The 23536-nt window shown below is 70.6% G+C and carries 19 protein-coding genes and 1 pseudogene; 8 read left to right on the forward strand and 12 right to left on the reverse strand.

Annotation, left to right across the window (positions count from 1 at the left end; genetic code table 11):
* Window positions 1–54 precede the first annotated feature (54 nt).
* A complete protein-coding gene (locus ACWFRU_RS09570) occupies window positions 55–921 on the reverse strand; it encodes an NmrA family NAD(P)-binding protein (RefSeq protein ID WP_453685547.1) in 867 nt (288 codons plus the stop codon).
* A gap of 80 nt (window positions 922–1001) precedes the next feature.
* Here ACWFRU_RS09570 and ACWFRU_RS09575 point away from each other — a divergent pair, with 80 nt between their 5' ends.
* Both ACWFRU_RS09575 and ACWFRU_RS09580 read left to right on the forward strand, forming a co-directional pair.
* Window positions 1002–1937 (forward strand): AraC family transcriptional regulator, encoded by a 936-nt coding sequence (locus tag ACWFRU_RS09575; RefSeq protein WP_453685548.1) that lies wholly within the window; start codon window positions 1002–1004, stop codon window positions 1935–1937.
* A gap of 24 nt (window positions 1938–1961) precedes the next feature.
* Window positions 1962–2690 carry a DUF6597 domain-containing transcriptional factor gene (locus ACWFRU_RS09580; RefSeq protein WP_453685549.1) on the forward strand — a complete coding sequence of 243 codons (729 nt, stop codon included), beginning with the start codon at window positions 1962–1964 and terminating at the stop codon, window positions 2688–2690.
* On the opposite strand, the gene ACWFRU_RS09585 is transcribed toward ACWFRU_RS09580, so the two are convergent.
* Complete coding sequence (locus ACWFRU_RS09585; protein ID WP_453685869.1) at window positions 2662–3078, reverse strand: VOC family protein; 417 nt, start codon at window positions 3076–3078, stop codon at window positions 2662–2664. The two genes, ACWFRU_RS09580 and ACWFRU_RS09585, sit on opposite strands and share 29 nt — an antisense overlap.
* Before the next feature lie 145 nt (window positions 3079–3223).
* Here ACWFRU_RS09585 and ACWFRU_RS09590 point away from each other — a divergent pair, with 145 nt between their 5' ends.
* The gene (locus ACWFRU_RS09590) at window positions 3224–3892 is read left to right on the forward strand and encodes a DUF4389 domain-containing protein (protein WP_453685550.1); all 669 of its coding nucleotides are present in this window, start codon (window positions 3224–3226) and stop codon (window positions 3890–3892) included.
* 15 nt (window positions 3893–3907) lie between these two features.
* On the opposite strand, the gene ACWFRU_RS09595 is transcribed toward ACWFRU_RS09590, so the two are convergent.
* The gene (locus tag ACWFRU_RS09595) at window positions 3908–6793 is read right to left on the reverse strand and encodes a glycoside hydrolase family 2 TIM barrel-domain containing protein (RefSeq protein ID WP_453685551.1); all 2886 of its coding nucleotides are present in this window, start codon (window positions 6791–6793) and stop codon (window positions 3908–3910) included.
* Window positions 6794–6934: 141 nt separating this feature from the next.
* On the opposite strand from ACWFRU_RS09595, the pseudogene ACWFRU_RS09600 reads away from it, so the two are divergent.
* A pseudogene (locus ACWFRU_RS09600) lies at window positions 6935–7346 on the forward strand (pyridoxamine 5'-phosphate oxidase family protein).
* 6 nt (window positions 7347–7352) lie between these two features.
* On the opposite strand, the gene ACWFRU_RS09605 reads toward ACWFRU_RS09600, so the two are convergent.
* The 5 genes from ACWFRU_RS09605 to ACWFRU_RS09625 all read right to left on the reverse strand — a co-directional run bounded on the left by ACWFRU_RS09605 (window position 7353) and on the right by ACWFRU_RS09625 (window position 13497).
* Window positions 7353–8663, reverse strand: coding sequence for a hypothetical protein (locus ACWFRU_RS09605; RefSeq protein ID WP_453685552.1), 1311 nt, complete (start codon window positions 8661–8663; stop codon window positions 7353–7355).
* Window positions 8651–9883, reverse strand: coding sequence for a hypothetical protein (locus ACWFRU_RS09610; protein ID WP_453685553.1), 1233 nt, complete (start codon window positions 9881–9883; stop codon window positions 8651–8653). The genes ACWFRU_RS09605 and ACWFRU_RS09610 overlap by 13 nt, the downstream gene beginning before the upstream one ends.
* Window positions 9884–9969: 86 nt before the next feature.
* On the reverse strand, window positions 9970–10854 hold the full coding sequence (locus tag ACWFRU_RS09615; protein WP_453685554.1) for a GAF domain-containing protein: 885 nt from the start codon (window positions 10852–10854) through the stop codon (window positions 9970–9972).
* Window positions 10855–10879: 25 nt separating this feature from the next.
* Window positions 10880–12898, reverse strand: a complete 2019-nt coding sequence (locus ACWFRU_RS09620) for a CheR family methyltransferase (protein WP_453685555.1) — start codon at window positions 12896–12898, stop codon at window positions 10880–10882.
* On the reverse strand, window positions 12898–13497 hold the full coding sequence (locus ACWFRU_RS09625; RefSeq protein ID WP_453685556.1) for a chemotaxis protein CheB: 600 nt from the start codon (window positions 13495–13497) through the stop codon (window positions 12898–12900). Before ACWFRU_RS09625 ends, ACWFRU_RS09620 begins: the two co-directional genes overlap by 1 nt.
* 143 nt (window positions 13498–13640) lie before the next feature.
* Between ACWFRU_RS09625 and ACWFRU_RS09630 the strand changes: the two genes are divergently transcribed.
* The 3 genes from ACWFRU_RS09630 to ACWFRU_RS09640 all read left to right on the forward strand — a co-directional run bounded on the left by ACWFRU_RS09630 (window position 13641) and on the right by ACWFRU_RS09640 (window position 17614).
* Window positions 13641–16190 (forward strand): polysaccharide lyase family 8 super-sandwich domain-containing protein, encoded by a 2550-nt coding sequence (locus tag ACWFRU_RS09630; protein WP_453685557.1) that lies wholly within the window; start codon window positions 13641–13643, stop codon window positions 16188–16190.
* 157 nt (window positions 16191–16347) lie between these two features.
* Window positions 16348–17193, forward strand: a complete 846-nt coding sequence (locus ACWFRU_RS09635; protein WP_453685870.1) for a radical SAM protein — start codon at window positions 16348–16350, stop codon at window positions 17191–17193.
* A 10-nt stretch (window positions 17194–17203) separates the two neighbouring features.
* The gene (locus ACWFRU_RS09640; protein ID WP_453685558.1) at window positions 17204–17614 is read left to right on the forward strand and encodes a nucleotide triphosphate diphosphatase NUDT15; all 411 of its coding nucleotides are present in this window, start codon (window positions 17204–17206) and stop codon (window positions 17612–17614) included.
* Here the strand turns inward: ACWFRU_RS09640 and ACWFRU_RS09645 are convergent.
* The 4 genes from ACWFRU_RS09645 to ACWFRU_RS09660 form a co-directional block, all read right to left on the reverse strand.
* Window positions 17586–19286: a hypothetical protein gene (locus ACWFRU_RS09645; protein ID WP_453685559.1), complete on the reverse strand. Its 1701-nt coding sequence runs from the start codon at window positions 19284–19286 to the stop codon at window positions 17586–17588. The two genes, ACWFRU_RS09640 and ACWFRU_RS09645, sit on opposite strands and share 29 nt — an antisense overlap.
* 43 nt (window positions 19287–19329) lie before the next feature.
* A complete protein-coding gene (locus ACWFRU_RS09650; protein WP_453685560.1) occupies window positions 19330–20100 on the reverse strand; it encodes a S1 family peptidase in 771 nt (256 codons plus the stop codon).
* A 131-nt stretch (window positions 20101–20231) separates the two neighbouring features.
* Window positions 20232–20801 carry a hypothetical protein gene (locus ACWFRU_RS09655; protein WP_453685561.1) on the reverse strand — a complete coding sequence of 190 codons (570 nt, stop codon included), beginning with the start codon at window positions 20799–20801 and terminating at the stop codon, window positions 20232–20234.
* A gap of 32 nt (window positions 20802–20833) precedes the next feature.
* Window positions 20834–21847, reverse strand: a complete 1014-nt coding sequence (locus ACWFRU_RS09660) for an AraC family transcriptional regulator (RefSeq protein WP_453685562.1) — start codon at window positions 21845–21847, stop codon at window positions 20834–20836.
* 69 nt (window positions 21848–21916) lie between these two features.
* On the opposite strand from ACWFRU_RS09660, the gene ACWFRU_RS09665 reads away from it, so the two are divergent.
* Complete coding sequence (locus ACWFRU_RS09665) at window positions 21917–23518, forward strand: flavin-containing monooxygenase (protein WP_453685563.1); 1602 nt, start codon at window positions 21917–21919, stop codon at window positions 23516–23518.
* The last annotated feature ends 18 nt before the right edge of the window (window positions 23519–23536 follow it).

The raw sequence follows: 23536 nt of genomic DNA on the forward strand, positions 1-23536 counted from the left end.
GAGGAGGGCCCCGCGCCGAGCGGGTTTTCGGGAAGGGGCGGGATTTTGGAAATTTCACCCCTTCCAGACGCCCGCCTCCGCCTGCTCCCGAGCAAAATCGGCGAAGTCCCGCGGCGCCCGCCCCAGTACCTCCCGCACCCCCTCGGAGAGATACGCGTTACGGCCGTCCAACTGCGTCTCGAAGAGCTCGACCAGGAACTCCGTCTCCTCCGCCGGCACCCCGAACTCCGCGAGCGCGCTCCCGTACTCCCGCGCCGAGACCGCGACATACCGGATCTCCCGCCCGGCAGCCGCCGACACCTCGGCCACGGCGTCGCGGAACGACAGCAGGCGCGGACCCGATATCTCCACCACCCGTCCCGCGTAGCCCGAGTCGGGGCGCAGGACCGCCACCACCACATCGGCGATGTCCCGCGCGTCGATGAACGGTTCGAGCACGTCGTCGGCGGGGAACACCAGCTCCCCGGCGCGCATCCCGTCGAGCAGCGGCCCCTCGCTGAGGTTCTGGGCGAACCAACTCGCCCGTACGACCGTCCACTCGGCCCCGGACTCCCGCACCGCCCGTTCCGCCGGCTCCGCCTGGTCCTCGCCCCGCGCCGAGAGCAGCACGAGCCGACGCACACCGAGCGCCACCGCCTGCCGGGCCAGCGCGCCCACCGTCTCGCCCGCGCCGGGCGCGCCGACGTCCGGCATGTAGGCGAGGTAGGCGGCGTCCGCGCCCTTCAGGGCGTCCTCCCACGTCGAGGGGTCGTACCAGTCGAACCGCACGGCACCCGACCGCGACGCGGCCCGCACCGTGTGGCCCGCGGCCCGCGCGGCCTCCGCGACCCGGCGCCCTGTCCTGCCGGTGGCCCCTGTGACCAGCACCGTCATCTTCGGCGTGTGCTGAGTGTGCTGCGTGTTCACTGCGGTCTCTGTCATGACTCCAGTGAACTGGCCCCCGCCACAAGGAACCATCCGCCAGGAACTCGCCCCCATACGCGTACGTCTACGCTTCCCGCATGGACGTACTCGCAGGCTTGCTGGAAGGCCCCCGCGCGCGAGGAGCCTTCATGATCCGCGCGTGCTTCGACCCGCCCTGGTCCGTCCGTATCGCGGACGAGGCACCCCTGTCGGTCATGATCATGGTGCGGGGCACCGCCTGGATCGTGCCCGACGACGGCGAACCCCAGCTGGTCCGCCCCGGTGACGTCGCGGTCGCCCGCGGCCCCGACCACTACACCGTCGCCGACGAGCGGGCGGCCGCGCCCCACGTCGAGATCCGGCCCGGCGAACGCTGCGTGCCCCTGGGCGACACTCCGGCCGACAAGTACCGCGACCTCGGTCCGCGCACCTGGGGCCAATCGCCCGACGGCGCCGCCGAGATGCTGATCGGCACCTACCAGGCGCGCGGTGAGATCACCGGGCGGCTGCTCGACGCGCTGCCCCCGCTCCTGGTCCTGCCCACCGAGGTGTGGGACTGCCCGCTCACCCCGCTGCTCGCCGACGAGATCACCAAGGACGAGCCCGGGCAGGACGTCGTGCTCGACCGGCTGCTCGACCTGCTGATGATCGCGACGCTGCGGGCCTGGTTCTCCAGGCCGGAGGCGGAGGCCCCCGCCTGGTACCGGGCGATGGGGGACCCGGTCGTCGGGCAGGCGATCCGGCTGCTCCAGGACGACCCCGCGCACCCGTGGACGATCGCCGGACTCGCCGCGAAGGCGGGCGTCTCGCGGGCCGCGCTCGCCCGGCGGTTCACCGAACTCGTGGGCGAGCCGCCGATGGCGTACCTGACGGGCTGGCGGCTCGCGCTCGCCGCCGACCTGCTGCGGGACGGCGAGCAGACGATCGCCGCGATCGCCCGCCGCGTCGGGTACGGCAGCGCGTTCGCGCTGTCCAGCGCCTTCAAGCGGGTGTACGGGGTCAGCCCGCAGGAGCACCGCTCACGGGCCGCGTGACCCCGGACGGCGTAGCCTTGAGGCGTGTCGTTCGCGCCTGTGCAGTACGCGGAGCGGCCGTCCCGGGTCGCCGGCGCGGTCCTGTGGACCCGTGCCGGGGGCGCCAGGACCGGCCCCGTCTACCCCGTCCTGCCCGACGGCTGCATGGACCTGCTGTGGACCGGCGGCAGACTCCTGGTCGCGGGCCCCGACACCCGCGCGTACCGCCCCGAGTCGAACGGTGCCGCACGGTATGTGGGCATCCGCTTCTATCCCGGCACCGCTCCCGCCTTCCTCGGCGTGCCCGCGCACGAACTGCGGGACCGGCGCGTCGACCTCGCCGACCTGTGGCCCTCCGCCGAGGCGCGCCGGCTGATGGAGCGCATGGACGCGGCCCGCGATCCTGCCGCCGTCCTGGAGTCCGCCGCCCTGGCACGGGCGGACGTGGCGGGGCCGCCGGACCCGCTGCTCACGCACGTCGTCACGTCCCTCGACTCGGGGCGTTCCATCGCGTCCACCGCCGAGGAGGCGGGCATCAACGCCCGCCTGCTGCACCGGCGTTCACTCACCGCGTTCGGCTACGGCCCCAAGACGCTGGCCCGGGTCCTGCGCCTGCAGCGCGCGCTCGCCCTGGCCAGGGGAGGCCTGGCGTACGCGGAGACCGCGGTCGTCGCGGGCTTCGCCGACCAGGCCCATCTGGCGCGTGACGTCAAGGAGTTGGCGGGCATGCCGCTGAGCGAGCTGCTCAGCCCGCGGCCGGACCGGGCGGCGTAGGCAGCGGCGCGAACAGGTCGACGCCGTTGCCGTCCGGGTCGAGGACAGAGGCGTACCGCTGGCCCCAGAAGGCGTCCCACGGCTTGAGCTCGCCGTGGTACCCGGCGTTCACCAGCTCCGCGTACGCCGCGTCGACGCCCTCGGGGGTCTCGCAGTGGAACGCGAGCCCGATGCGCCCCGAACTCTGCGGCGGCTCCCAGTTCTCGGTGAAGGAACGGATGGTCTCCTCCGTGTCGAACGCGAGGCGCAGCCCTCCGGGGAGCGTGGCCTCGACGTGCGGCTGCTCCTCGGAACCCGCGGGAAACTCCAGGCCGAGGCGGCGGTAGAAGGCGAGCGTGGCGGCCATGTCGGAGACGACGATGCCGATCAGGTCGAAGCGGGGTGTGATGTTCGTGTTCATGCCTCGCAGCGTAGGCAGCAGCCATCCGCCCGTCTTGAAGAAAACGGACGACGCGCCACTCCTTGCCGCCTCCCGCGCCCGGTCGTACATGTGGGCAGAAGCGCAAGCACGGTGACAAGGGGAGTTGACCGCCATGTCCGCCATGTCCGCAACGCCCACGGTGACCGTGCCGGGCAAGCACCGGGCCGGTCCGGTCCGCCTGGAGACGGAGTACGACCCGGCGCTCTCCCGCTGGCTCTGGCTGGTGAAGTGGCTGCTCGTCGTCCCGCACTACATCGTGCTCGCCTTCCTGTGGGTCGGCCTGCTGCTCGTCACCTTCGTCGCGTTCTTCGCGGTCCTGATCACCGGCCGTTATCCACGGGCGCTGTTCGACTTCACGGTCGGCGTGCTGCGCTGGACCTGGCGCGTCGAGTACTACGCGTACGGTTCACTCGCCACCGACCGCTATCCGCCCTTCTCGCTGCAGGACGTCGCCGACTATCCGGCCCACCTGGACGTCGCCTACCCCGAGCAGCTCTCCAGGGGACTCGTCCTGGTCAAGAGCTGGCTGCTGATCCTGCCGCAGCTCCTGGTGGTCGGCCTGTTCACGGGCGGCTACCGCCTCAACATCGGCCTCATCGGTCTCATCACCTTCTACGCGGGCGTGACCCTGCTCTTCACGGGCCACTACCCCCGCGGCATGCACGACCTCAACATCGGCCTGCACCGCTGGGCCGCACGCGTCCTCGTCTACGCCCTGCTGTTTACGGACGTCTACCCGCCCTACCGGCTCGACCAGGGAGACCGGGAACCCTTCGACTGACTGTCCGGCGACGTCCTACGACGTGCCTGCCTGACGGGAGAAGGTGAACGCGAACTCCGCCGGGGCGGCGTGGAGTTCGTACCGCGGCAGGACCCCGGGACCGCACGACTGCGAGCCGATGCCGTGCTGCCCGTGATCGAGGTGCACCCACACGGTGTCGCCGGCGACGAGATCCGTGCGGTGCGTGGCCGCGTCGAGCTGCTCGGTGGTCCAGCGGCGGGCCGTGAACCAGAAGGCGGGCTCACCGACCACCCGTAGTGCGTCGCCCGCGAAGTCCGTCCGCAGCTCGGCCCAACGGACGTCCGCGCGGGCGCCGTTCTCCTGCGGGCGCACATACGGGGTCTGCATGCGGTCGACCGGCATGAAGCGGCGACCGATGACGGACGCCGCCGCTGTGTCCGGATACGCCTCGCCGGTGCCGCCGAACCAGTGCGCGTACCCGTACGCGGCGGGCAGGCCGAGCCGGATGCCGAGCCGGGGCAGCGGTACCGTCCACTCGCCCTCGGGCACCACGGACACCGTGAGGCGCAGGCGGGCGCCGTCGGACGTCCAGCGGTAGACGGCGCGCAGCCCGATGTCGCGTGCGGCGGGCGCCACGCGGGTGCGGACGGTGAGCGCGCCGTCCGTCAACTCGACTCCGTCGAGGCGGTGTTGCATCCGGTGGAGGCCGAGTTCGCGCCATACGAGGCCGTTGCGCTGCCCGCCCTGCCAGGACGCCCCGTTGTCGTTGTCGGTGGGGGCGCGCCAGATGTCCAGGCGGGGGGCGCTGTTCAGCGGAAGGCCGTTCAGGGTGAGCAGCTCGCCGCTGCGGGCGTCGAAGGTGCCGGGGCCGAGCGTGATGAGGTCGCCCTCGCGCACCGGGCGCTCACCGGTGGCGGGGTGGACCGCGGGACGGGGTGCGACCGCGAACTCGGCCCCCGCGACGCCGTGGTCCAGCTTCGTCCAGTTCGTCTCGACGCCCACCATGGCCGTGAGATGCAGGAAGGTCTCGGCGTCACGGCTCGCGGGTGGCGCGTCCGGCAGTTTCAGCTCGACGGATTCGCCGGGCCCGAGCTCCGGGGGCACCGCCAGCTCCCCCGCTGCGAAGGGGGCATCCTCGTCGTCGCTGATGTACTGCCACTCAAAGGACAGATGGGACAGGTCCGCGAAGTCGTGCAGATTGGTGACCGTGACGGTCCCCGCATCGTCGTCGTACGCGAAACGCACGGGCTGGATGACCCGCTTGTACGCGTCGAGTCCGGGTGACGGCAGCCGGTCGGGGAAGACCAGGCCGTCGCAGACGAAGTTCCCGTCGTGCAGTTCCTCGCCGAAGTCGCCGCCGTAGGCGTAGCCGAACTCCGGGTGCGTGAGGCCGTGGTCGATCCACTCCCAGACGAAGCCGCCCTGATTGCGCTCGTGCGCGTAGAAGAGCTCCTGGTACTCGCTCAGGCCGCCGGGGCCGTTGCCCATCGCGTGCCCGTACTCGCAGAGGATGAAGGGGAGTTGGCGCCGCGCCTCGGGTCCCCCGGTGTCCGCGCGGTGGCCGATGCGCTCGACCTCGGCGTGCTCGGCGTACATGCGCGAATACATGTCGGTGTCCGCGCACGTGGGGTCGCCCTCGTAGTGGATCAGGCGCCCCGCGTCCCGCCCGCGGATCCAGCGGGCCATGGCGGTCAGGCCGCGGCCCGTCCCGCACTCGTTGCCGAGGGACCAGATGATCACCGAGGGGCGGTTCTTGTCGCGCTCGACCATGCGGGCCGCGCGGTCCAGGAGGGCGGGCGTCCAGCGATCGTCGTCGACGGGGTTGCCGCGCCATCCCTGCTCGGTGAAGCCGTGCGTCTCCAGGTCGCACTCGTCGATGACCCACAGGCCCAGCTCGTCGCAGAGGTCGAGGAAGGCGGGGTGCGGCGGGTAGTGGCTGGTGCGGACCGCGTTGATGTTGTGCTGCTTCATCAGGAGCACGTCGGTGCGCATCGTGTCGAGGTCGAGGGCGCGGCCCGTGTCCGGGTGGAACTCGTGCCGGTTCACGCCCCGGAACAGGATCCGCCGCCCGTTGACCTTGATGACGCCGTCCTCGACGGCGACCCGGCGGAAGCCGATCCGCAGCGGGACGCGCTCGCCCGGCGTGGCAAGGACCCCGTCGTACAGGCGTGGCGTCTCGGCGGTCCAGGGCTCGACGGTCACCGTCACGGACTCGCCCGTGGCGACATCGAGCCCCAGCTCGGGCACGGTGACCCGGCCGTCGACGTCCGATTCGACCCGCAGCGTCCCCGTCCCCGCGCGATGGTCGTACGAGGCGTGCGTGAAGAAGTCGAGCGCGCATCCCTCGGGGCGGTGCAGCAGCGTCACGTCCCGGAAGATGCCCGGCAGCCACCACTGGTCCTGGTCCTCCAGGTAGGAACCGGACGACCACTGGTGAACGCGGACCGCGAGGACGTTGCCCGACGGCTTCAGGAGGTGGCCGACCGCGAACTCGTGTGGGAGCCGGGAGCCCTTGAACTCACCCAACTCCGTGCCGTTCAGCCAGACGCGGGCGCAGGACTCGACGCCGTCGAAGCGGAGTGTGCCGCCGCCGGTCTCCGGCCAGCCGTCCGGCAGGTCGAAGGTGCGCAGGTGGTCACCGGTCGGGTTCTCGGTGGGCACGCGGGGCGGATCGACCGGGAAGGGATAGACCATGTTCGTGTAGATGGGCGCGCCGTGGCCCTGCAGCACCCAGTGGCCGGGCACGGTCACGGTGTCCCAGGCCCGGGCGTCGTGGCCCTCCGAGGCGAAGGAGTCGTCGGCGGTGTCAGCGGCCGGGGAGAGCCGGAAGTTCCAACTGCCGTTCAGCGAGAGGGAGATGGCGTCCGACTGCGCATACCACGCGCGGGGCGGGAGGCTGCCGGTGCCGGGGGATACGTCCTCAAGGTAGGGGAGCTCCATGACCTCCATCAGACAGCGGGGAGGCGAGACGTCACAACCGTCACGCGGCGGAGGTTGTTGGATTCTCGGAGCCCGAGTTGGACAAAAGGCGCATGGGTTGCGGATTTCGTCGCGTTATGTCGATAGGCCAACCATTATTCGTTGAGCCATGGCATTCCAGTCGCGAAATCGGTAGCTTGCGGAGGTGTGACCACCAGTAGCCTGGACCGCGCCGGCCTGGAGGCGATACTCGACGCCGGGTTCGTCTGTCACCTGGGCGTCGTGGCCGACGGCCACCCGATGGTGGTCCCCACCGTCTACGGACGCGACGAGAACCGGCTGTATCTGCACGGCTCGGTCGCGAGCCGCAGCCTGGCGGCCGACCCGGCCGCCGAGATCTGCGTGACCGTCACCCACGTGGACGGCCTGGTCCTGGCCCGCTCGGTCTTCGAGCTGGGCCGGAAACCTTCCCCTGACGGCCAGTTGGGGTGCTCCGGTCGCCGACCCGCTGCTCCCGCCGGGCATACCAGCCCCGCCCCACATCGCCGCGCGGGGCGGGACGCGGCAGGGCTGAGGCGGGTCAGGGCTTCGCCGTGGGCGGTGTCCCGCAGCCGTGCGCCTTCGCCGAACCCTGCGCGAACGCTTTGAGCGCGGCGCGCTGGTAGGCGCGATCGTCAGACGTGGGCCCGCCCTTCTCACCCTTCCCGGCCTTACCGCCCTGTTCGTACGACGCGTCACCCGACCCAGGTGGCTCGACGGTGAACAGGGCGCGCTCGCCGCCCTTCTCGCACGCCGCGCTGACCCAGTAGCCGCCGTCCGGCAGCCGGCCCGACGGCCGCACGCCGGGGATGCGGTTCCTGCCCAGGTAGTCGTAGCGGTCCTGGTAGCGGTAGCGCTCGTCCTGCGCGTACGGGCCGTAGTGCGCGGTCAGCCGATAGCGCCCGCCCACGTCCTCGGACGACCTGGCCACCGGCAGCCCGTCCCGTGTCACGGTGCCGGGACCCAGCACGCACACCTCGACCGGCGTCCCGCGCCGCCCGCCTTCCCACGCGTGTGCGACCTCGGAGCCACGTCCGGGCACGCCCCGGCAGGACGCGGCGGCATCGGCGAGCGGCACGGACTCGTCCGTGTCCACGGGCAGCGGCACCGTGCGCGGCGGCTTCCCCAGGTCGGCGTCGCAGTTCCAGCGGTCGGAGGCGTTCGCCGCCGTGGCGGTGGCGATCCGGGCGAACGCGGTGCGCTGCCGGGGGTCGTCCACGGTCGCGCCCTCGCCCTCGGTGTCCACCGTGACCAGGAGCCCGCCACGGCCCCGCGCGCAGTCGAGGAGGACCGCGGTGGTGGCCGACACATCGGCCGACACGTCCCCACCGCTCGAACCGCTCGAACCACTCGAACCGCTCGCCGTGAACACGCCGTTCCAGCCCGACCCGACCGCCACCGGCGGCAGCGCCGAGCGCACGTCCGGATAGGCCCCGTCGTACTCGCCGCTGAAGGCGTCCCGACGCCACCCCCGGGCCTCCGGGCCCCCGTCGTCCTTCGCGGCGCGCTCCGGCACCGCCCGCACGTTCACCGTCACCGAGCCGTCGCGTGCCGACCTGCCCCCGGCGTCACGGGTGATCGTGCAGTCCACACGCAGAGAGGCATCGCCCAGCTCGCCGTCCACCCGGTCGCGCGTCTCGTCCTTGAAGGGCCCGTCACCCAGCACGTCACGCACCTCGGCGGCCGGAAGCACCCCGTCGCAGGCCCCGCTGACCAGGCGCTGCACCACCCACCGGTCGTAGCCACCGCCGAACCAGAAGTACCCGCCCGCCACCAGCGCGAGGGCGAGCACCGCCCCGGCAGCCGTGGCGAGCCCCCGTCCGGCACCGGAACGCCAGGTCAGCCCTGCCACTCCTCCACCTCTCCCATGATCTCGGTGTCCCGGCAGTGCGCGCGTCGCGGCCAGCCGTCGTCCGCCGCCAGATAGCGATCGAGCACAGCCCGGGCGTCCGCCGAGACCCGCCGCCACTCCTTCTTGTCCAGGACGACCTCGTCCTGGTGCCGGAAGTCGAGCGCGGGTGTCACCGTGACGCGGTGGAACGCCGGCCCGCCGTCGCACACCGACCGCGCCCAGAGCGCGAGCAGCGGATCATCGCCCGACCGACCGAAGGTCAACTGGCCTTCAGGGCCTCGCTTGTGGCGGCTCTGCCCGCTCCCGGGGACGTCACCGCTGCCGCCGAACCTCTCGTACGCGCCGCGCGCGAGAACGCCCGACCAGCTCTCCGCGCTCGCGGCCTTGGTCCTCGCCTCGGCCGCCTGCCCCGCCGTGTCGTCCCACTGCCCTCCGCAGGTACCGGCGCGCTTGTTGTACGTGGTGTCGTTCGCGTCGAACTTCCAGCGACCGGCCGCGAACTCCAGCGCCTCGGGGGACAGCCAGTCGCAGAGCGAGCCGGTCCTCTTCGGCTCTGTCACGTCGGCCAACGGCCGTCCGGCGCAGTTCTGTTCGCGGCTCACCCAGTCCGCGACCCGGACCGCCGTGCGGGACGCCAGGAGCCGGTCGGCCTTGGGGACGTCGTACTCGCTGTCGGCGCGTGAGGGCAGATCCACGGAGACGAGCAGATCCTTCGACGGCCTGACCCGCCCGCTCAGCCCCTTGGGGCACTCCGTGAGCAGCGTGGCCGACACCTGGCTGCCGTGCAGCCGGTCCTCGGTCGACACCCCGCCCAACGCGGTGCTCGGCAGCGGCAGTTCGAAGCCACCGCCCGGTGCCTCGGTCCGGCCGAGCACGGCCTGGGCCCGCACCCGCACCCGCGCGTCCGGCTCCCAGCGCTCCTCGCCGCCGCCCCACGTGAGCGTGCAGTCGAGCAGCGCCCGGCTCTGCTGCCTCGGCGCGAGGAGCGTGCCGTACTCGTCCAGTACGCCCGCCGCGTCGTCCGGCACGAAGGAACGCAGCTCCCCGGGCAGCAGGCCCGCGCAGGCGTGGGTCAACTGGTCCTGGTTGGCCGCGAGACGGTCGTCGCGTTCCTGGGACCGCCAGACGGCGATCCCGGTGCCCGCCGCGACCAGAGCCAGGACGGCCACCCCGGTGGCCACGAGCCACGTACGCCTGCGGACGTCACGCATCCCTGGCATGGCCCCCCTTCCAAGATCGGAGAGGAGACGCTATCAACCGGACCCCGGACCCCGGACCCCGGACCACGGATGGCGGCCGTGGGCCGTTAGAGCTCCATCGTCCCGGACAGGAATTGCCGGGCGATCACTTCGGGGGCCTCGCCGTACGCGAACGCGCGGGCCTTGATGAGTGCGAGGGAATCGCCGAGCGATCTGCCCGCCTGCGCGGACAGCCTGCCCGCGGCCTGATGGACCACCGCCCGGATGTCGGCGCCGCCGTACAGATCGAGGTCTCCGTCGGGGCCGAGCAGTACGCCGTTCAGGAGGGCGCGGGCGACGGTGTGGAAGGTGTCCGACTGGGCCAGCGGCGTCCCGGGGTCGAAGAGGATGAGCGCCCCGACGCAGTTGTCGGAGGCCTTCAGCGGCAGTGCGGCGACCGTACTCAGGCCGAGGTCGGCGAGGCCCGCACCGTACCCGGGCCAGCGCCGCTCAAGGACATCGCCCGACGCGAACACCGTGCGGCGGCTCCCGGCGGCGTCGAGCCCGGGCCCCGAGTTCAGGACGAACTCCAGATCCTGGGCGCGGCGTGCGCGGCCGTCGGACGCGGCGACGGCGAGCTGACCCAGGTCCTCCCCGACGAGGGTGAGCGCGGCGCTGCGCGTCCCGCACGCCTCGGCCACCCCGGCCATGAACAAGGGGCGGTGCTCGTCCGCGGGCGGAGGCCTGGGCGACGGCCGTTTCGCCGCCCAGGCCCACATCTTGCGTGCGTAACTCTCCTGGAGCCGGGCGGTGGTGAGGTGCCGCTCGACCGTCGTGTGGTGCCGCTGCGCCACCTCCGCGTGGAACGCGAGGCCGCTCTCCTCGTACAGACGGTCGTACTGCTCGGCTGTCGACAATTCCCGGGCCGCGCGTTCCCTCGCCCGGACGGCACGGCCCCAGGCGATGTCGCCCTGGTCGCCCGCTTCTCGCGAACTGCCTTCCATGGCGCTCATGTCCAACAGAATACGACTCGCGCGGTCAGTTGCCCCGTACTGCCTTGAGGTCTTCCATCAGAAGGACGACACCTCCGCTGTGCGCGTCAAACGGCGAGCAGATGACGGAACAGTCGATGTGCCGGCCGATGCGGTTCACGGCGGGAATCACCACGGGGCCCGACCGCGTTCCCGACGCGACGCACTCGGGGATGAGTTCACGCAGCTTGTCGGTGGGCAGCCCGAAGTCGAGGGCGAAGAAGTTCTTGCCGAGCACCTCGTCCGCGCGCAGCCCCCACAGCTCGACCGCGCCGCGGTTCCAGCTCCGGGTGCGCATGTCGGCGGAGAGGACCACCACGCCCGCCGCGATACTGCTCACCACGCCTTCCAGGAAGGCCCGGGCCTCGTCCAGGTCCGTGGAACGCAGCCGCAGCTCGTCGTTCATGGTCTCGAGCTCTTCGTTGCCCGACTGGAGTTCCTCGTTCGTGGTCTCCAGTTCCTCGTTGGTGGACTGGAGTTCTTCGTTGGTGGTCTCCAGTTCCTCGATGCTCGACTGGAGTTCCTCGTTGGTGGTCTCCAGTTCCTCGTTGGTGGACTGGAGTTCCTCATAGGCCGTCTCCAAGTCCTCCCGCACGCGCTTGACTTCGGCCTTGAGCTGCGTGGCCACCGTGACGTCGGTGAACATGACGTTGGTGGCGACCGGCACGCCGTGGCTGCTGGAGATCGGCTGGACGACGATGTCGAAGTACTGCACCTCGTTGCCCACACGCCGCTCGGCGGCGTTCACCCGCAGCGGCCTGCGCTCGTAGTTGGACTGGTCGATCAGCGAGCGCAGTTCGGTGGGCCGGTAGGAGATCTCCAGATCCTGGAAGGGGCGGCCCACGTCGTGGACCGAGAGCCCGAACTGGGCGCGCGCCTCGTTGTTGATCATCACCACGAGGCCGTCCTGGTCCAGGGCGACGGAGGCGCCCTGCGAGGCGTCGAGGATCAGGTCCCGCAGATGACGGTTCCGGGTGAGTGCCTGCGCCTCGGTGCCGACACTCGGCCTCATCTTCAGGGGTACGGAGGGGTAGGGCGGGATGGTGTTGCCGGGCTGGCGACGGAACACCCGCTGGCGGATGTTGATCGCCTCGAAGCGGTCGCTGTCGCTCAGGAGCATCTCGGCCTTGCCGAGGAAGAGATAGCCGCCCTCGCGCAGCGCGAAGTGGAAGCGGTCGATGATCTGGGTCTGCGCCTCGACGTTGAAGTACATCAGCGTGTTGCGGCAGACGAGCAGGTCGAGACGGGAGATCGGGGCGTCACGCGTGATGTCGTGCCGGCCGAAGATCACCCGGCGGCGCAGATCGGGGCGGAAGACGTAGTGGGTGTCGTGCCGCTCGAAGTACTTGTCGCGCAGCTCGGCGGAGAGCGCCTCGAGGTTCTTCGCGGGGTAGCGGCCGGCGCGGGCCTCGCGCAGCGCCTCCTCGTCGACGTCCGTCGCGTAGATCTTCACGCGGTTCAGGCTCTCCTCGACACCGAGGGCCTCCGCGAACATGATCGCCAGCGAGTACGCCTCCTCACCGCTGGAGCAGCCCGCGCTCCACACCCGGATCTCGCCCTCGGGCTCCGCGTCCGTGAGCAGTTGGGGCAGTACCTCGCGCTGGACGAGGTCCCAGGCGTCGGGGTCGCGGAAGACGGAGGTGACGTTGATCAGGATCGTGTTGAACAGGGCGCGGAACTCGACGGTGTCGGTCTCCAGGAGGTCTCGGTAGTCCTCGTAGCTCTGCACGCCGACGTCGCTCATGCGCTTGCGGATGCGGCGGCCGAGGGTGGACCGCTTGTAGCCGGTGAAGTCGAAGCCGCGGGCGTCGCGGATGAAACTGAGCAGGTCCTCAAGGCTTTGGTCGACCGTCTCGCTCCCGCGTCCGGTCCTCTTCGCCGGTGCCTGCTCGGGCGTCTGATCCGCCGTGGCCCCGGGCTTCGTCTCCGCCGGGGCCCCCGGCCCTTGTTCCGTTGTGGGCTCCGGCGACCGGTCTTTCCCGGTGCTCTTCTCGGTCCCGTCCACGGGACCGGACGGCTCGTTCATCACTGCCTCTTGCTCTCGACGAGTCCGCGGAGGGCCGCGGCGATTTCTTCCAGGCGGAGCACCTGGTCGGCGGCCCCCGACTCCACCGCCGCTGTGGGCATGCCCGTGAACTGGGCCGTCTTCGGGTCCTCGACCAGCACGACGCCGCCGTGGGCCTTGATCGCGGCCACCCCTCTCGCGCCGTCCACACCGGTGCCGGTGAGGACGCACGCGATCGCCCGCGGGCCGTAGGTCTCGGCCACCGACTCGAAGAGGAGATCGGCGGAGGGGCGGACGAAGTGCACGACCTCGCTGTCCGACAGGGTGATCGTGCCGCTCGGCTTCACCAGGAGGTGCCGCCCGGGCGGCGCCAGATAGACGGTCCCGGGCTCGATGCGGTCCTGGTCCTCCGCGAGCCTGATCGCGAGCTCCGTACGCCGGGCGAGCACTTCCGGCAGGACCGTCCGGTGCCGGGGGTCGAGGTGCTGGACCACGAGCAGCGGCACCGGGAGGTCGGCGTCGAACTCCGCGAGAAGGCTGGTGAGAGCCTGGACGCCACCGGCCGACGACGCGATGGCGACGACGGCGTAGTCCTCTGGGGCGCGCTGCTCGAACGGCATGTACTGAGCCTATCCGGTGAGCGGTCACACGGCGTAGTGGCGCGGAGCGGCAACACCCTTGTCGCCGGTCCGGTCATCTGCTTGACTCCGCCCGCCAGCACGCCAGATCCCCCCAGCACGCCAACGTACCGGCGGAGGACGCCATGGAGATCACCCGCAGACGCCTGCTGTCCGCCCTCTCGGCCGCCGGTCTCCTGGCGGTGGTCCCCATGCTTCCGGCGAGCGCCGCCGAGGCAGCGGCGGACAGCGCCCGACTGCTGGCCAACACCGTGGACGTCTTCGCCGGGACAGCCGAGTCCAACGCGCGCCCCGAGACCGCCGCCAAGCTCACCGCGATCGACAAGACCGCGCGGACGAACCTGAAGGCGATGGACGACGCGGCCGAGGGAGAGCTCTTCGCCGGTCTGGCACTCGGCACCGATGACGCCAATCTCAACACGGCCTACAAGCGTCTGTACGAGATCGCCCTCGCCACCCGCGCGCCGAACCCCACCGCCCCCTCGGACCTCTACGGCGACACCACCGTGCAGCGCCGCGTCATCGACGGCCTCGTGTGGCTGCACGAGCGCCACTACGGGGACCAGGCCAAGGGGTACTACGGCAACTGGTTCAACTGGGAGATCGGCATCTCCCAGCACGTCAGCAAGACCCTCGTACTCCTCGCCGACGAGGTGCGGACCTACCGGCCCGAGCTCATCGGCACCTACGTCGCCTCGATGGACGCCTACCTGCGCAACGGCACCGACGGCGACGTGAACCTCGACTCGCGGTTCCACACCGGCGCCAACCTCGCCGACATCACCACCAACCGCATCCTGCAGGGCGCGCTCCTCGGCGCGAGCGGTGAGGCCCGCATCCGCAAGGCCCTCGTCGACCAGCTCACGGTCTTCGTCACCGTCGACCCCTACCACCTCGTCCACGGGGTGACGGACGGCCACTACGCCGACGGTTCGTTCATTCAGCACGCCTCCGTCGCGTACACGGGCTCGTACGGGAAGGCCTTGCTCACGCGGGTCGTGCAGACCCTCAAGATCCTCGACGGCACGGGGTTCGCGCACGGTGAGGAACTGGTGCCGACCGTGCGCAGATGGGTGCGCGACGGTTTCGCGCCGCTCATCTTCGAGGGCTGGATGATGGAGATCGTGAAGGGGCGCGCCGTGTCGCGGCCGGACGGCGGCTACGTGGACGTCGCGGTGGTCGTGGAGGCCGTCGTCGACCTCTCCTCCCTCTCGACCGGCGCCGACGCCACCGCCCTGAAGAGCTATGTGAAGCACATCCGGGCCACCTCGCGCGCCGTGCTCAACCCGGCGGGATTCGTCTCACCCCTGAGCATCGTGCGCTTCGCCGACATCATCGGCGACACCACGCTGCCCGCCGCGGACCTCAACCCCGCCTCCCGCAGCGTCGCCTTCAACGCCATGGACAAGAACGTCCACCGCAGACCGGGTTACGCGTTCGCGCTGGCCCGCAGCTCGGACCGGATCAGCAAGTACGAGTACATGAGCGGCGAGAACCTCATGCCGTGGTTCCAGGGCGACGGCGCGTACTACCTCTACCTCTCCGGGCAGGACCAGACGCAGGCGTACGGCGTCGACTACTTCACGACGGTCTCTCCGTACGGCCTCGCGGGGGTCACCGCGCCCGTCGAGCAGCGCCGCACCGTCCCCGAGCTCTACGGAAAGCCGTTCTACGACAACCCGGGCCACCCCCTGAACTTCACCTCGTCCTCCGAGTCGCAGAACAAGTACGTCTACTTCCCGCGCGGCACCAACCAGCACTCCGGGGGCGCCGTGCTCGGGACGTACGGCGCGGCGGGGGCGGTGCAGTCGAGTGATGTCGCTTTTCAGGACCGGGAGTTGCTGCCGGACGACTTCGTCGAGTACCGCAACGCCTCCGCGACGAAGTCGTGGTTCCTGCTCGACGAGGAGATCGTGATGCTCGCGGCCGGGGTGGGCGACCGCGCGGGGCGGGCCGTGACGACCACGGTCGACGCCAGGACCGCGCTGCCGGACGACGAGATCTCCGTGACGGGACAGCTCCGTGACGGCAGCGCGTGGACCGGGGCGGGCACGGGCGACCTCCGGTGGCTGCGGTACGCCAACGCCACGCGGCGCACCTCCGTCGGCTACCTCTTCCTGGACACCCCGAAGGTGCGCGTCACCCTGGACGACGTCACCCGGAGCCGCCGGGTCGTCCGCACCGCCAACCCGGACACCGCCGTGACGCGCACGGTCCTCGGCGTGACGGTGGACGGAGCCGCCGGCGCCGGGCCCGCCTCGCTGGCCTACGCGCTGGTGCCGAACGCAGGCGAGGCCGGGCTGCGCTCCTACCGCTCGGGGCAGCCTCTCAAGATCCTCGCGAACACGGTGCGGCTGCAGGCCGTCAGCCACGCGGGCCTCGGCCTGACCGCCGCGAACAGCTTCACCGCGGGGCGCCACGAGGCCGCCGGGCTGCGGATCGACGGCCCGGCCTCGGTGCTCGTCCAGCGCGAGCGGCGCGGCACGACCACGGTGGCGGTGTCCGATCCGACGATGGACCGAGACAGGATCAGCGTGCTGCTCCGGGGCCGCTCCTTGCGGCAACTGAAGGCCGACGAGGGGGTCCGCGTGAGCCGAACCCAGGGCGGCACCCGAATCGACGTGAACACCCACCACGCGTACGGCCGAAGCTTCACGGTCACGTTGCGCGGCTGAGGGCTGCCTGGACCTGGCCGGAACCGATCCCTCCGCCCCAGCGCGCGCCCCGTAAACGCCCCGAAACAAATTCGATGAGCCATGGGTGGCCGAAAGGCGACCCTGAACCTCAGTTTTTCGCTACGTTCCCCCCATGCTCATCCCCGCCTTCGTCGACATGCGGCCCATCGGGAGGTGCAACCTCAGCTGCCCCTTCTGTTTCGGTCCGAGGCACGAGGTTCCCTCCATGTCCCGGGGCGTCGCGCTCAAGGTCGCGGCAGCGCTGAGGGACGGGGGCGTGCGCGGCGTCGTCATCTCCGGCGGTGAGCCGACCCTGCTCTCCTATCTCGACGAACTCGCGGCCGCTTTGCGGGAGCCAGGCGAGGACGGCAGCGCACCACGAGTCGTGCTGAGCACCAACGGTCTTGCCCCGCTGCGCACGATGGAACGCGTCCTGCCCAGCCTCTCCTGGATCGCACTGCCCCTGGAGTCCGCCGACGCGGACGAGCACCGGGCACTGCGCACGGGCGTCGCACCACACCGAGACAAGATGCTCGCGCTGCTCGAAGAGGTGCGCAAGAACCACGAGCACGTCAAGGTGAAGCTCGGCACGGTCGTCACACGGTTGAACGTCCGGGGGGCTCCCGACGTGCTGAACCTCATCGAGGACGACGCCTTCCTGCCGGACGTGTGGAAGGTCTACCAGATGTCGGAGACCAACTACGGCGCGGACAACCGGGATTGGCTCGCCATCGGGGACGAAGAGTTCGAGGACGTGGTGGGGCGGTGCGAGGCCGCGGCCAAGGCGCGCGGCGTCACGCTGCGGGTCTACCGGAACAGGACCCGCACGGGCAGTTACTTCTTCATCGACCCGGACTGCGAGGTCGTCGTCGTCGACGAGGGTGGGGAGCGCAGGATCGGGAACTTCTTCGAGAGGCTCGCGCAGAGCTTCGGCGAGCTGCCCCCGCCGGTCGAGGGAACGCGGAACACCGAGAACTTCACCGGCACTTACCCGGACGCGTGAGGAGCTCGCGGTGACGACACAGGTACGTGTAGGGGTCCAGGCGATCGTTCGCGCGGGCGGGCGCGTGCTGCTCGGGCTGCGGGCCAACACCTTCGGCCACGGCACCTGGGGGCTGCCCGGCGGGCATCTCGAAGTGGGCGAGTCCCTGGCCGGCGCCGCCTGCCGGGAGCTGGCCGAGGAGACGGGCCTGCGCGCGATCGGTACGCGCGTCGCCTGCGTCACCGATCCCGACCCGGCGGCCAATCACCACATGCAGGTCGGCGTGGAGATCCTCGACTTCACCGGGGAGCCGCGGGTCCTGGAGCCCGAGCGGTGCCTGCGCTGGGAGTTCTGGCACCTGGACGAGCTGCCCGACGCGCTGTTCGTGGGATCGGCGGGGGTGCTGCGCAGCGTCAGGGGCGGGGCTCTCCATCTCCCTTGAACCGGTCGTCCGACTGGGCGCGCACCGCGTCCCGCAGCGCCGTCTTGTGCTGTTCCTCGCTCGCCTCGAACTGGTCGAGGGTGCTGGCGAGTTCCCACTGGATGTCGAACTCCGCCCGGCTGTCGGAGTAGTACCTGCTGTCCTTGTGGAACTCCACCTCAAGGACATTGAGCTTGCGGCGGGTCCTGCGTTCCGGGTTGGAGGTGATGTAGGGCTCGAAGAAACCGCGGTCCGTGGTGAGCAGGGTCGAGCCGGGGATGTCGATATGGGTGAGTCGTAACTCGATGCGGTCGTGGTACGTCTCGCGAAGCGTGCGGTAGGCGTCTATGACGTGCAGGAAGGTCTTCGAGTAGTAGTCACTCGCGGCGATGATGTCCACGATGTTGTGGGAGTTGGGACGCTGTGCCGTCGCGTCGTGCTTGGTGAAGATGGCGAGGTTGTTCCAAGGGCTGCTGATGATGGCGTAGAAGTAACTGCCCTGATTCAGGGCGTGGATCACCTGCGGGTGGAAGAGCTTCAGGTCCTTCAGGAAGAACGACGCGCCCGCGTGCGCGACCAGCCTGATCACATTGCGCTCCTGGCGCAGGGCGTCGCCCTTCGCCTTGTTACGCGCGTTGTTCTCCTGGGGTGTGTACACATGCTCGATGAGATAAGGGAGTTCGTCCGACGGCGCCGTGGCGCCCCGCATGTCCGCGAGCGCCGCGCGCAGGGCGAGTGTCTGGGAATGGTCGCGGCCCAGGGTCCGCGCGGCCCTCGCGGTCGCCGAATCCAGCAGGGCCACGGCCTGCTGCCTGCGCGACGCGCAGCACGCCGTGCCGTCGGCCGCGTCGAACTCCGCGGTGGCCAGCGCCGCCTGGGCGACCAGCGTCTCCTGGTGATCGGCCCCGAGGAGCGCGGACGCACGGAGGTGCGCGATCTCCAGCTCGCCCAGTTCCGCCTCGATCCGCGCCTCGTCCTGGACCGCCTTGGCGGCCTGGAACCTCGCCTGGGCCAGGGCCGAGCGGGCCGCGACGGCCTTGGGGTCGTCGTCGTCCTTGAAACTCGTGAACCAGTCGACCGACGCGGTGAAGTCACCCAGGGCGCGCGTGAGTTCTGCCGTGTCCCGCCGGATCGACGCGACTTCGACCCGCACCCAGTCCGCGGTCAGCCGTGCCTCCGGATCGCCTCCGTAGTACTTGCCGAGGACGGCGACGGCCTTGTGTGCCCAGACCTTGGCGTCCTCCAGATGCCCGGCCCGTAAGCTCACGGCGCTCAAGTTGGCCAGGATGCGGGCCAGTTCGGGTGCGGCGGCGCGCTGTGCGCGGTTGAGGGCGTAGTTCAGGACCATGCGGGCCCGGTCGAGGTCGTCGTGCTCCGCGAGCAGCGCGCCCAGTTCGTTCCAGGTGTCGGCCTGGAACTGTTCCTGGTCCGCTTCCGCCAGCTCCATGTGGCGCAGGGTCACCGCGGCGAGCGCGTGCGAGCGTTCTCGCATGTCGAGTTCGAGGAGCAGTTGGGCGAGGTTGATGTGCTGGCGGGCGTGGGGGCGGAGGCGGGCGTAGGGCGCTTCCGGGTCGGTGCGGCGGTCCACGTAACCCGCCAGTGACTCCCTCAGGTCGGACCGGGCCGTTCCGTGCGCCTCAAGGGCGTCCTCCGCAGTCGCCAGCGCCTCGCTGACGTTCGCGATCGTCGTCATGTCCCCTCCAGGAGACGGGCCGCCTTGGTGTGCGGCATGCTCGTCACGGCCGGGGCCGGTGCCAGCGCAGGTTCACATAGCTGGTCACGGCGGCCAGTCCGGCCGGCACCGTGCGGTCCTTGCGGGCCAGTGCTTCCGCCTCGTGGTCCTGACGCACCTCGTAGACGCGCTCGGAGTCGGACAGCGGCTGTCGTGGTTCGGGGCGGAACTTGAAGGTGTCGAACCGGCGCACCGCCTCGTCGATCGTGCCGGCGAACAGCGTGCCCTCCTCGGCGTCCGTGGCGGAGGGCCGCGCGACGATGAGCCCGAGGACGACCGTGGGGCGGTCGGGATCGGGTGTACCGCGGTCGACGGGGCTGCCGGCGAACTTCCGCACGTCGTCGCAGGAGCCGTCGTGCCGCAGCCGGTGGCAGCTGACGGCCTGCTCGCCCGTGCTCTGGTAGATGACCGATACGTGGCTCACGGTTCCCCGCAGCCTGCCATTGCCCGAGGGCCTGCGGCCCGCGGTCCACGCCTCTCCTTCGCGCGCGACATCGAAGTGGATTCCGGGGAGCGGTACCTTTTCGCCTTTCTGGAAAAGGATCTTTACCAGAGCCATGTCGGAAAGGAGATCGAATTGCTGGACCTCGCCCCCCAGGCGCCTGCCGTCCGGAAGACGGAGGAGGACCGGGCGCATGCGTTTCTCTTTGTCATCTCCCAGGCAGTGCGCCGCGGTTAGGGCGAAGTGCCTGGTGAGGCGAACACCGGAACCGATGCGATCGTTGTTCCGGAATATCTGGATCAAGTGTTTATGGCGCGGCTCTTGATGCGTCATGGGTTCGTCCCCCCGTCCGATCCCAGGAGTGAGCAACTGCCCTGTGCGGGGGCACGCTGCTCGTGCGCTGTGAATATGCAATGGTAGCCATGAACGGTTCCCCACCGGGAGTTACCGCACAAGAAACGTTCTCAGGCCCCGGGGCGAGGTGATCCCTCCGTATCGGTGTGCCGAAATAGGCGCCACTTCCACCACGATCTTCTTCGTTTCCTCGTCCCGTGCACCTCTTCGCGCAGGATGCCCAGGAGCAGATGGTCGGAATCCTCTGATTCCTTTACACGCTCGGTGAATTCGCGCCACAGCGGGTCCGTCTGGCTCACCCGGGGATTGGTCCCCTCCTGGTTGTCCCACTCGTGCCACGCGCCGATCCACGCGCGCATCGCCTGGAAGGCGGCCCAGTGCGCGTCGAGGACCGGGGTCGTGGCGTAGATCTCCAGCCGGGCCGCGAGGACATGGACGTCGCTCACCGCCGCACCGGTGCCGTCCGGCCAGTCGCCAGTGTCCGACAACTGCGCGCGCAGGGCGCCGACCCGGTGCACGGCGATCATGGCCTCTTCGTAGACGTCCATGCACCGTGACCACACGCGGTTCTCGCGCTCACGCCTGTCCGTCGCGTGCTGGGTGAGCCAGGCGCCGGAGAAGGAGGCCACGGCGCCCAGGGTCATGCCGGTGATCGCCGCTTCGGCCGGATTGAGTCCCACCCCGCCAGCATGAGGGGTCGGCGACGCCGCGCCTACGCGCCTGCCTCACAAGACGTGCTCCGCACATCCCGCGGAGTCGCCCCCCACCACCGCTTGCAGCAGCGGTTCAGGGCCGACTGTTCGGAGAGGCCGAGGAGCAAGGCCACCTGGCCCAGCGGGAGTTCGGTGGTGGTGAGGTAGCGGTGGGCGGCCCCGCGGCGTTCCTCGTCGACGATGCGGGCGAACGTCGTGCCCTCGTCCCGCAGCCTGCGCTGGAGCGTCCGGGGGTGGACGTTGAGCAGGCGGGCCACCGTGCCGATCTCGGGCGGCGTGGTGCCGAGCGACCTGGCCACGACCGCACGCACACTGCCCACGACATCCGCACGCTCCTTCAGGAGTTGCTCGTCCAGGTACGCGAGCGCCAGGCGCCGCAAGTGCGCGTTGCCGCCGCCGAGCGGCCGGTCGGCCAGGCTCAAGGGGACCCGCAGCAGCGCCGCGGGGCGGTCCGCCTTCACCGGTACGCCGAAGAAGTCCTCGTACACCGAGAGCGGTGCGAGCAGCGGGTGGGGGAGTTCGACCGAGCCGAGGCCGTACGGACCGACCAGGTAGACGATCGCGCGGTGCATGAAACCCAGGGAGAGGTCGATGCCCTGCGGCGGCGCCTCGAACCCCTCGCGCACGCCGTAGCGCAGGGCGGCCACCCCCGGGGTGCCGTACGGATCGGGCTCCAGGCTCAGGCTCAGCGAGCGCGCGTGGACGAACAGATAGCGCGTGGTGCACTCCAGGGCGTCCCCGAGCGTCTCGGAGTTCTGGATGGCCAGCGCGAGCGCGCCGAGCATGCCCAGGTCCTGCCGGGCCGCGATCCGCAGGCCGAGATCGGGGCAGCCGAGGTCCGCGGCGGCCAGCTCGAGTACGGTGGCCATCGCCTCCTCCGGCACCAGGACGTCGTCCGCGTCCAGCGCTGCCGCGGGACAGCCCGCCTGCCGGGCGTACGCCTCGGCGTCGCCCCCGAGCTCCGCCACCGTGGCGCGGAAACCCCGCAGCCCCGCCGATCTGATCACGGACATGTCGTCTAGGGTCAAAGATCTGTCGTCCCGGGTCAATTCCTGCCGGGTGTGCTTCCGGACACTGGAGGAATGACGCACTCCGCACACCACTCACGGACCGCCGCCGACGACACCGCCGCCCCGGTCGAACACATCGACGTCGTGATCGTGGGCGCCGGTCTTTCCGGTGTCGGCGCCGCCTACCGGCTGCAGACCGAATGCCCGGAGCGTTCGTACGCGATCATCGAGGCGCGGCAGTCCATGGGCGGGACCTGGGACCTGTTCCGCTACCCGGGGGTGCGCTCGGACTCCGACATGTTCACCCTCGGCTACGCCTTCAAGCCCTGGCGCGACTCGAAGGTGCTCGCCGACGGCCGGTCCATCCTGAGCTACATCAAGGAGACGGCAGCGGAGTTCGGCATCGACCGCAAGATCCGCTATGGGACCAAGGTCGTCGGCGCCGACTGGTCCACCGCGACGGCACGCTGGACGGTGACCCTGGAGCGCACCGACGAGGACGGCGGCCGCACCCTGTCCACCGTGATCTGCGACTTCCTGTACTCCTGCGCCGGTTACTACGACTACGACCAGGGCCACGCCCCCGAGTTCGAGGGAGCCGACTCCTTCACCGGCACGGTCGTGCACCCGCAGTTCTGGCCCGAGGACCTGGACCACGCGGGCAAGCGCGTGGTCGTCATAGGCAGCGGCGCCACCGCGGTCACCCTCGTCCCCGCGATGGCACGGTCCGCGGAACACGTCACCATGCTGCAGCGCAGCCCCACCTGGATCGGCTCGCTCCCCTCACGGGACAGGCTGGCCGACGGCGTCCGCGCCGTACTGCCCGCGGGCCTGGCGCACCGGGTCGTGCGGACGAAGAACATCCTCTTCACCATCGGCTTCTACCAGTTCTGCCGCCGCAGCCCGAAGGCCGCGCGACGCCTGCTCACCGGCCTCAACAAGCGCATCGTCAAGGACGACCGACTGATCGCCGACCACCTCACGCCGTCGTACGACCCCTGGGACCAGCGGCTGTGCGCGGTTCCGGACGCCGATCTCTTCGAGGTCCTGAAGACGGGCGAGGCCGAGATCGTCACCGACCACATCGACCGCTTCGTCCCCGAGGGCATCCGGCTCAAGTCCGGCCGTGTCCTGGAGGCCGACGTCGTCGTGACCGCCACGGGTCTGCGACTGCTCGCCTTCGGCGGCATCGCCCCGCGCGTAGACGGACGGCCGGTCGAGCTGAACAAGCAGTTCGTGTGGCGCGGCGCGATGATGACGGGCGTCCCGAACTTCGCCGTGTGCATCGGCTACACCAACGCCTCCTGGACGCTGCGCGCCGACCTCACCTCCCGCCTCGTCTGCAAGGTGCTCAACCACATGCGCGACAACGCCTACGCGGCGGTGGAACCGAGGCCCACGAGCAGCCTCACCGAACGCCCGCTGCTCGACCTGGCGTCGGGATACGTCCAGCGCTCCATCGACGCCTTCCCCCGCCAGGGCGACCGCGGCCCCTGGAAGGTCCGGCAGAACTACGTGCTCGACGCCGCGTCGACGATGCGCACCAACCTGCGCAAGACGCTCGCCCCCACACCGCTGTCCGCCGTGCGCCGGGCCCGTACGGCGGACAGCGGGACGGCGGCGGCCGAGCAGCCCGTCGCCGCCGGAAGCGAAAAAGGTTGGCGCTCCGCCTGAGGGCGGGGCTAGGGTTGG

The sequence above is a fragment of the Streptomyces sp. NPDC055099 genome (assembly GCF_053607685.1).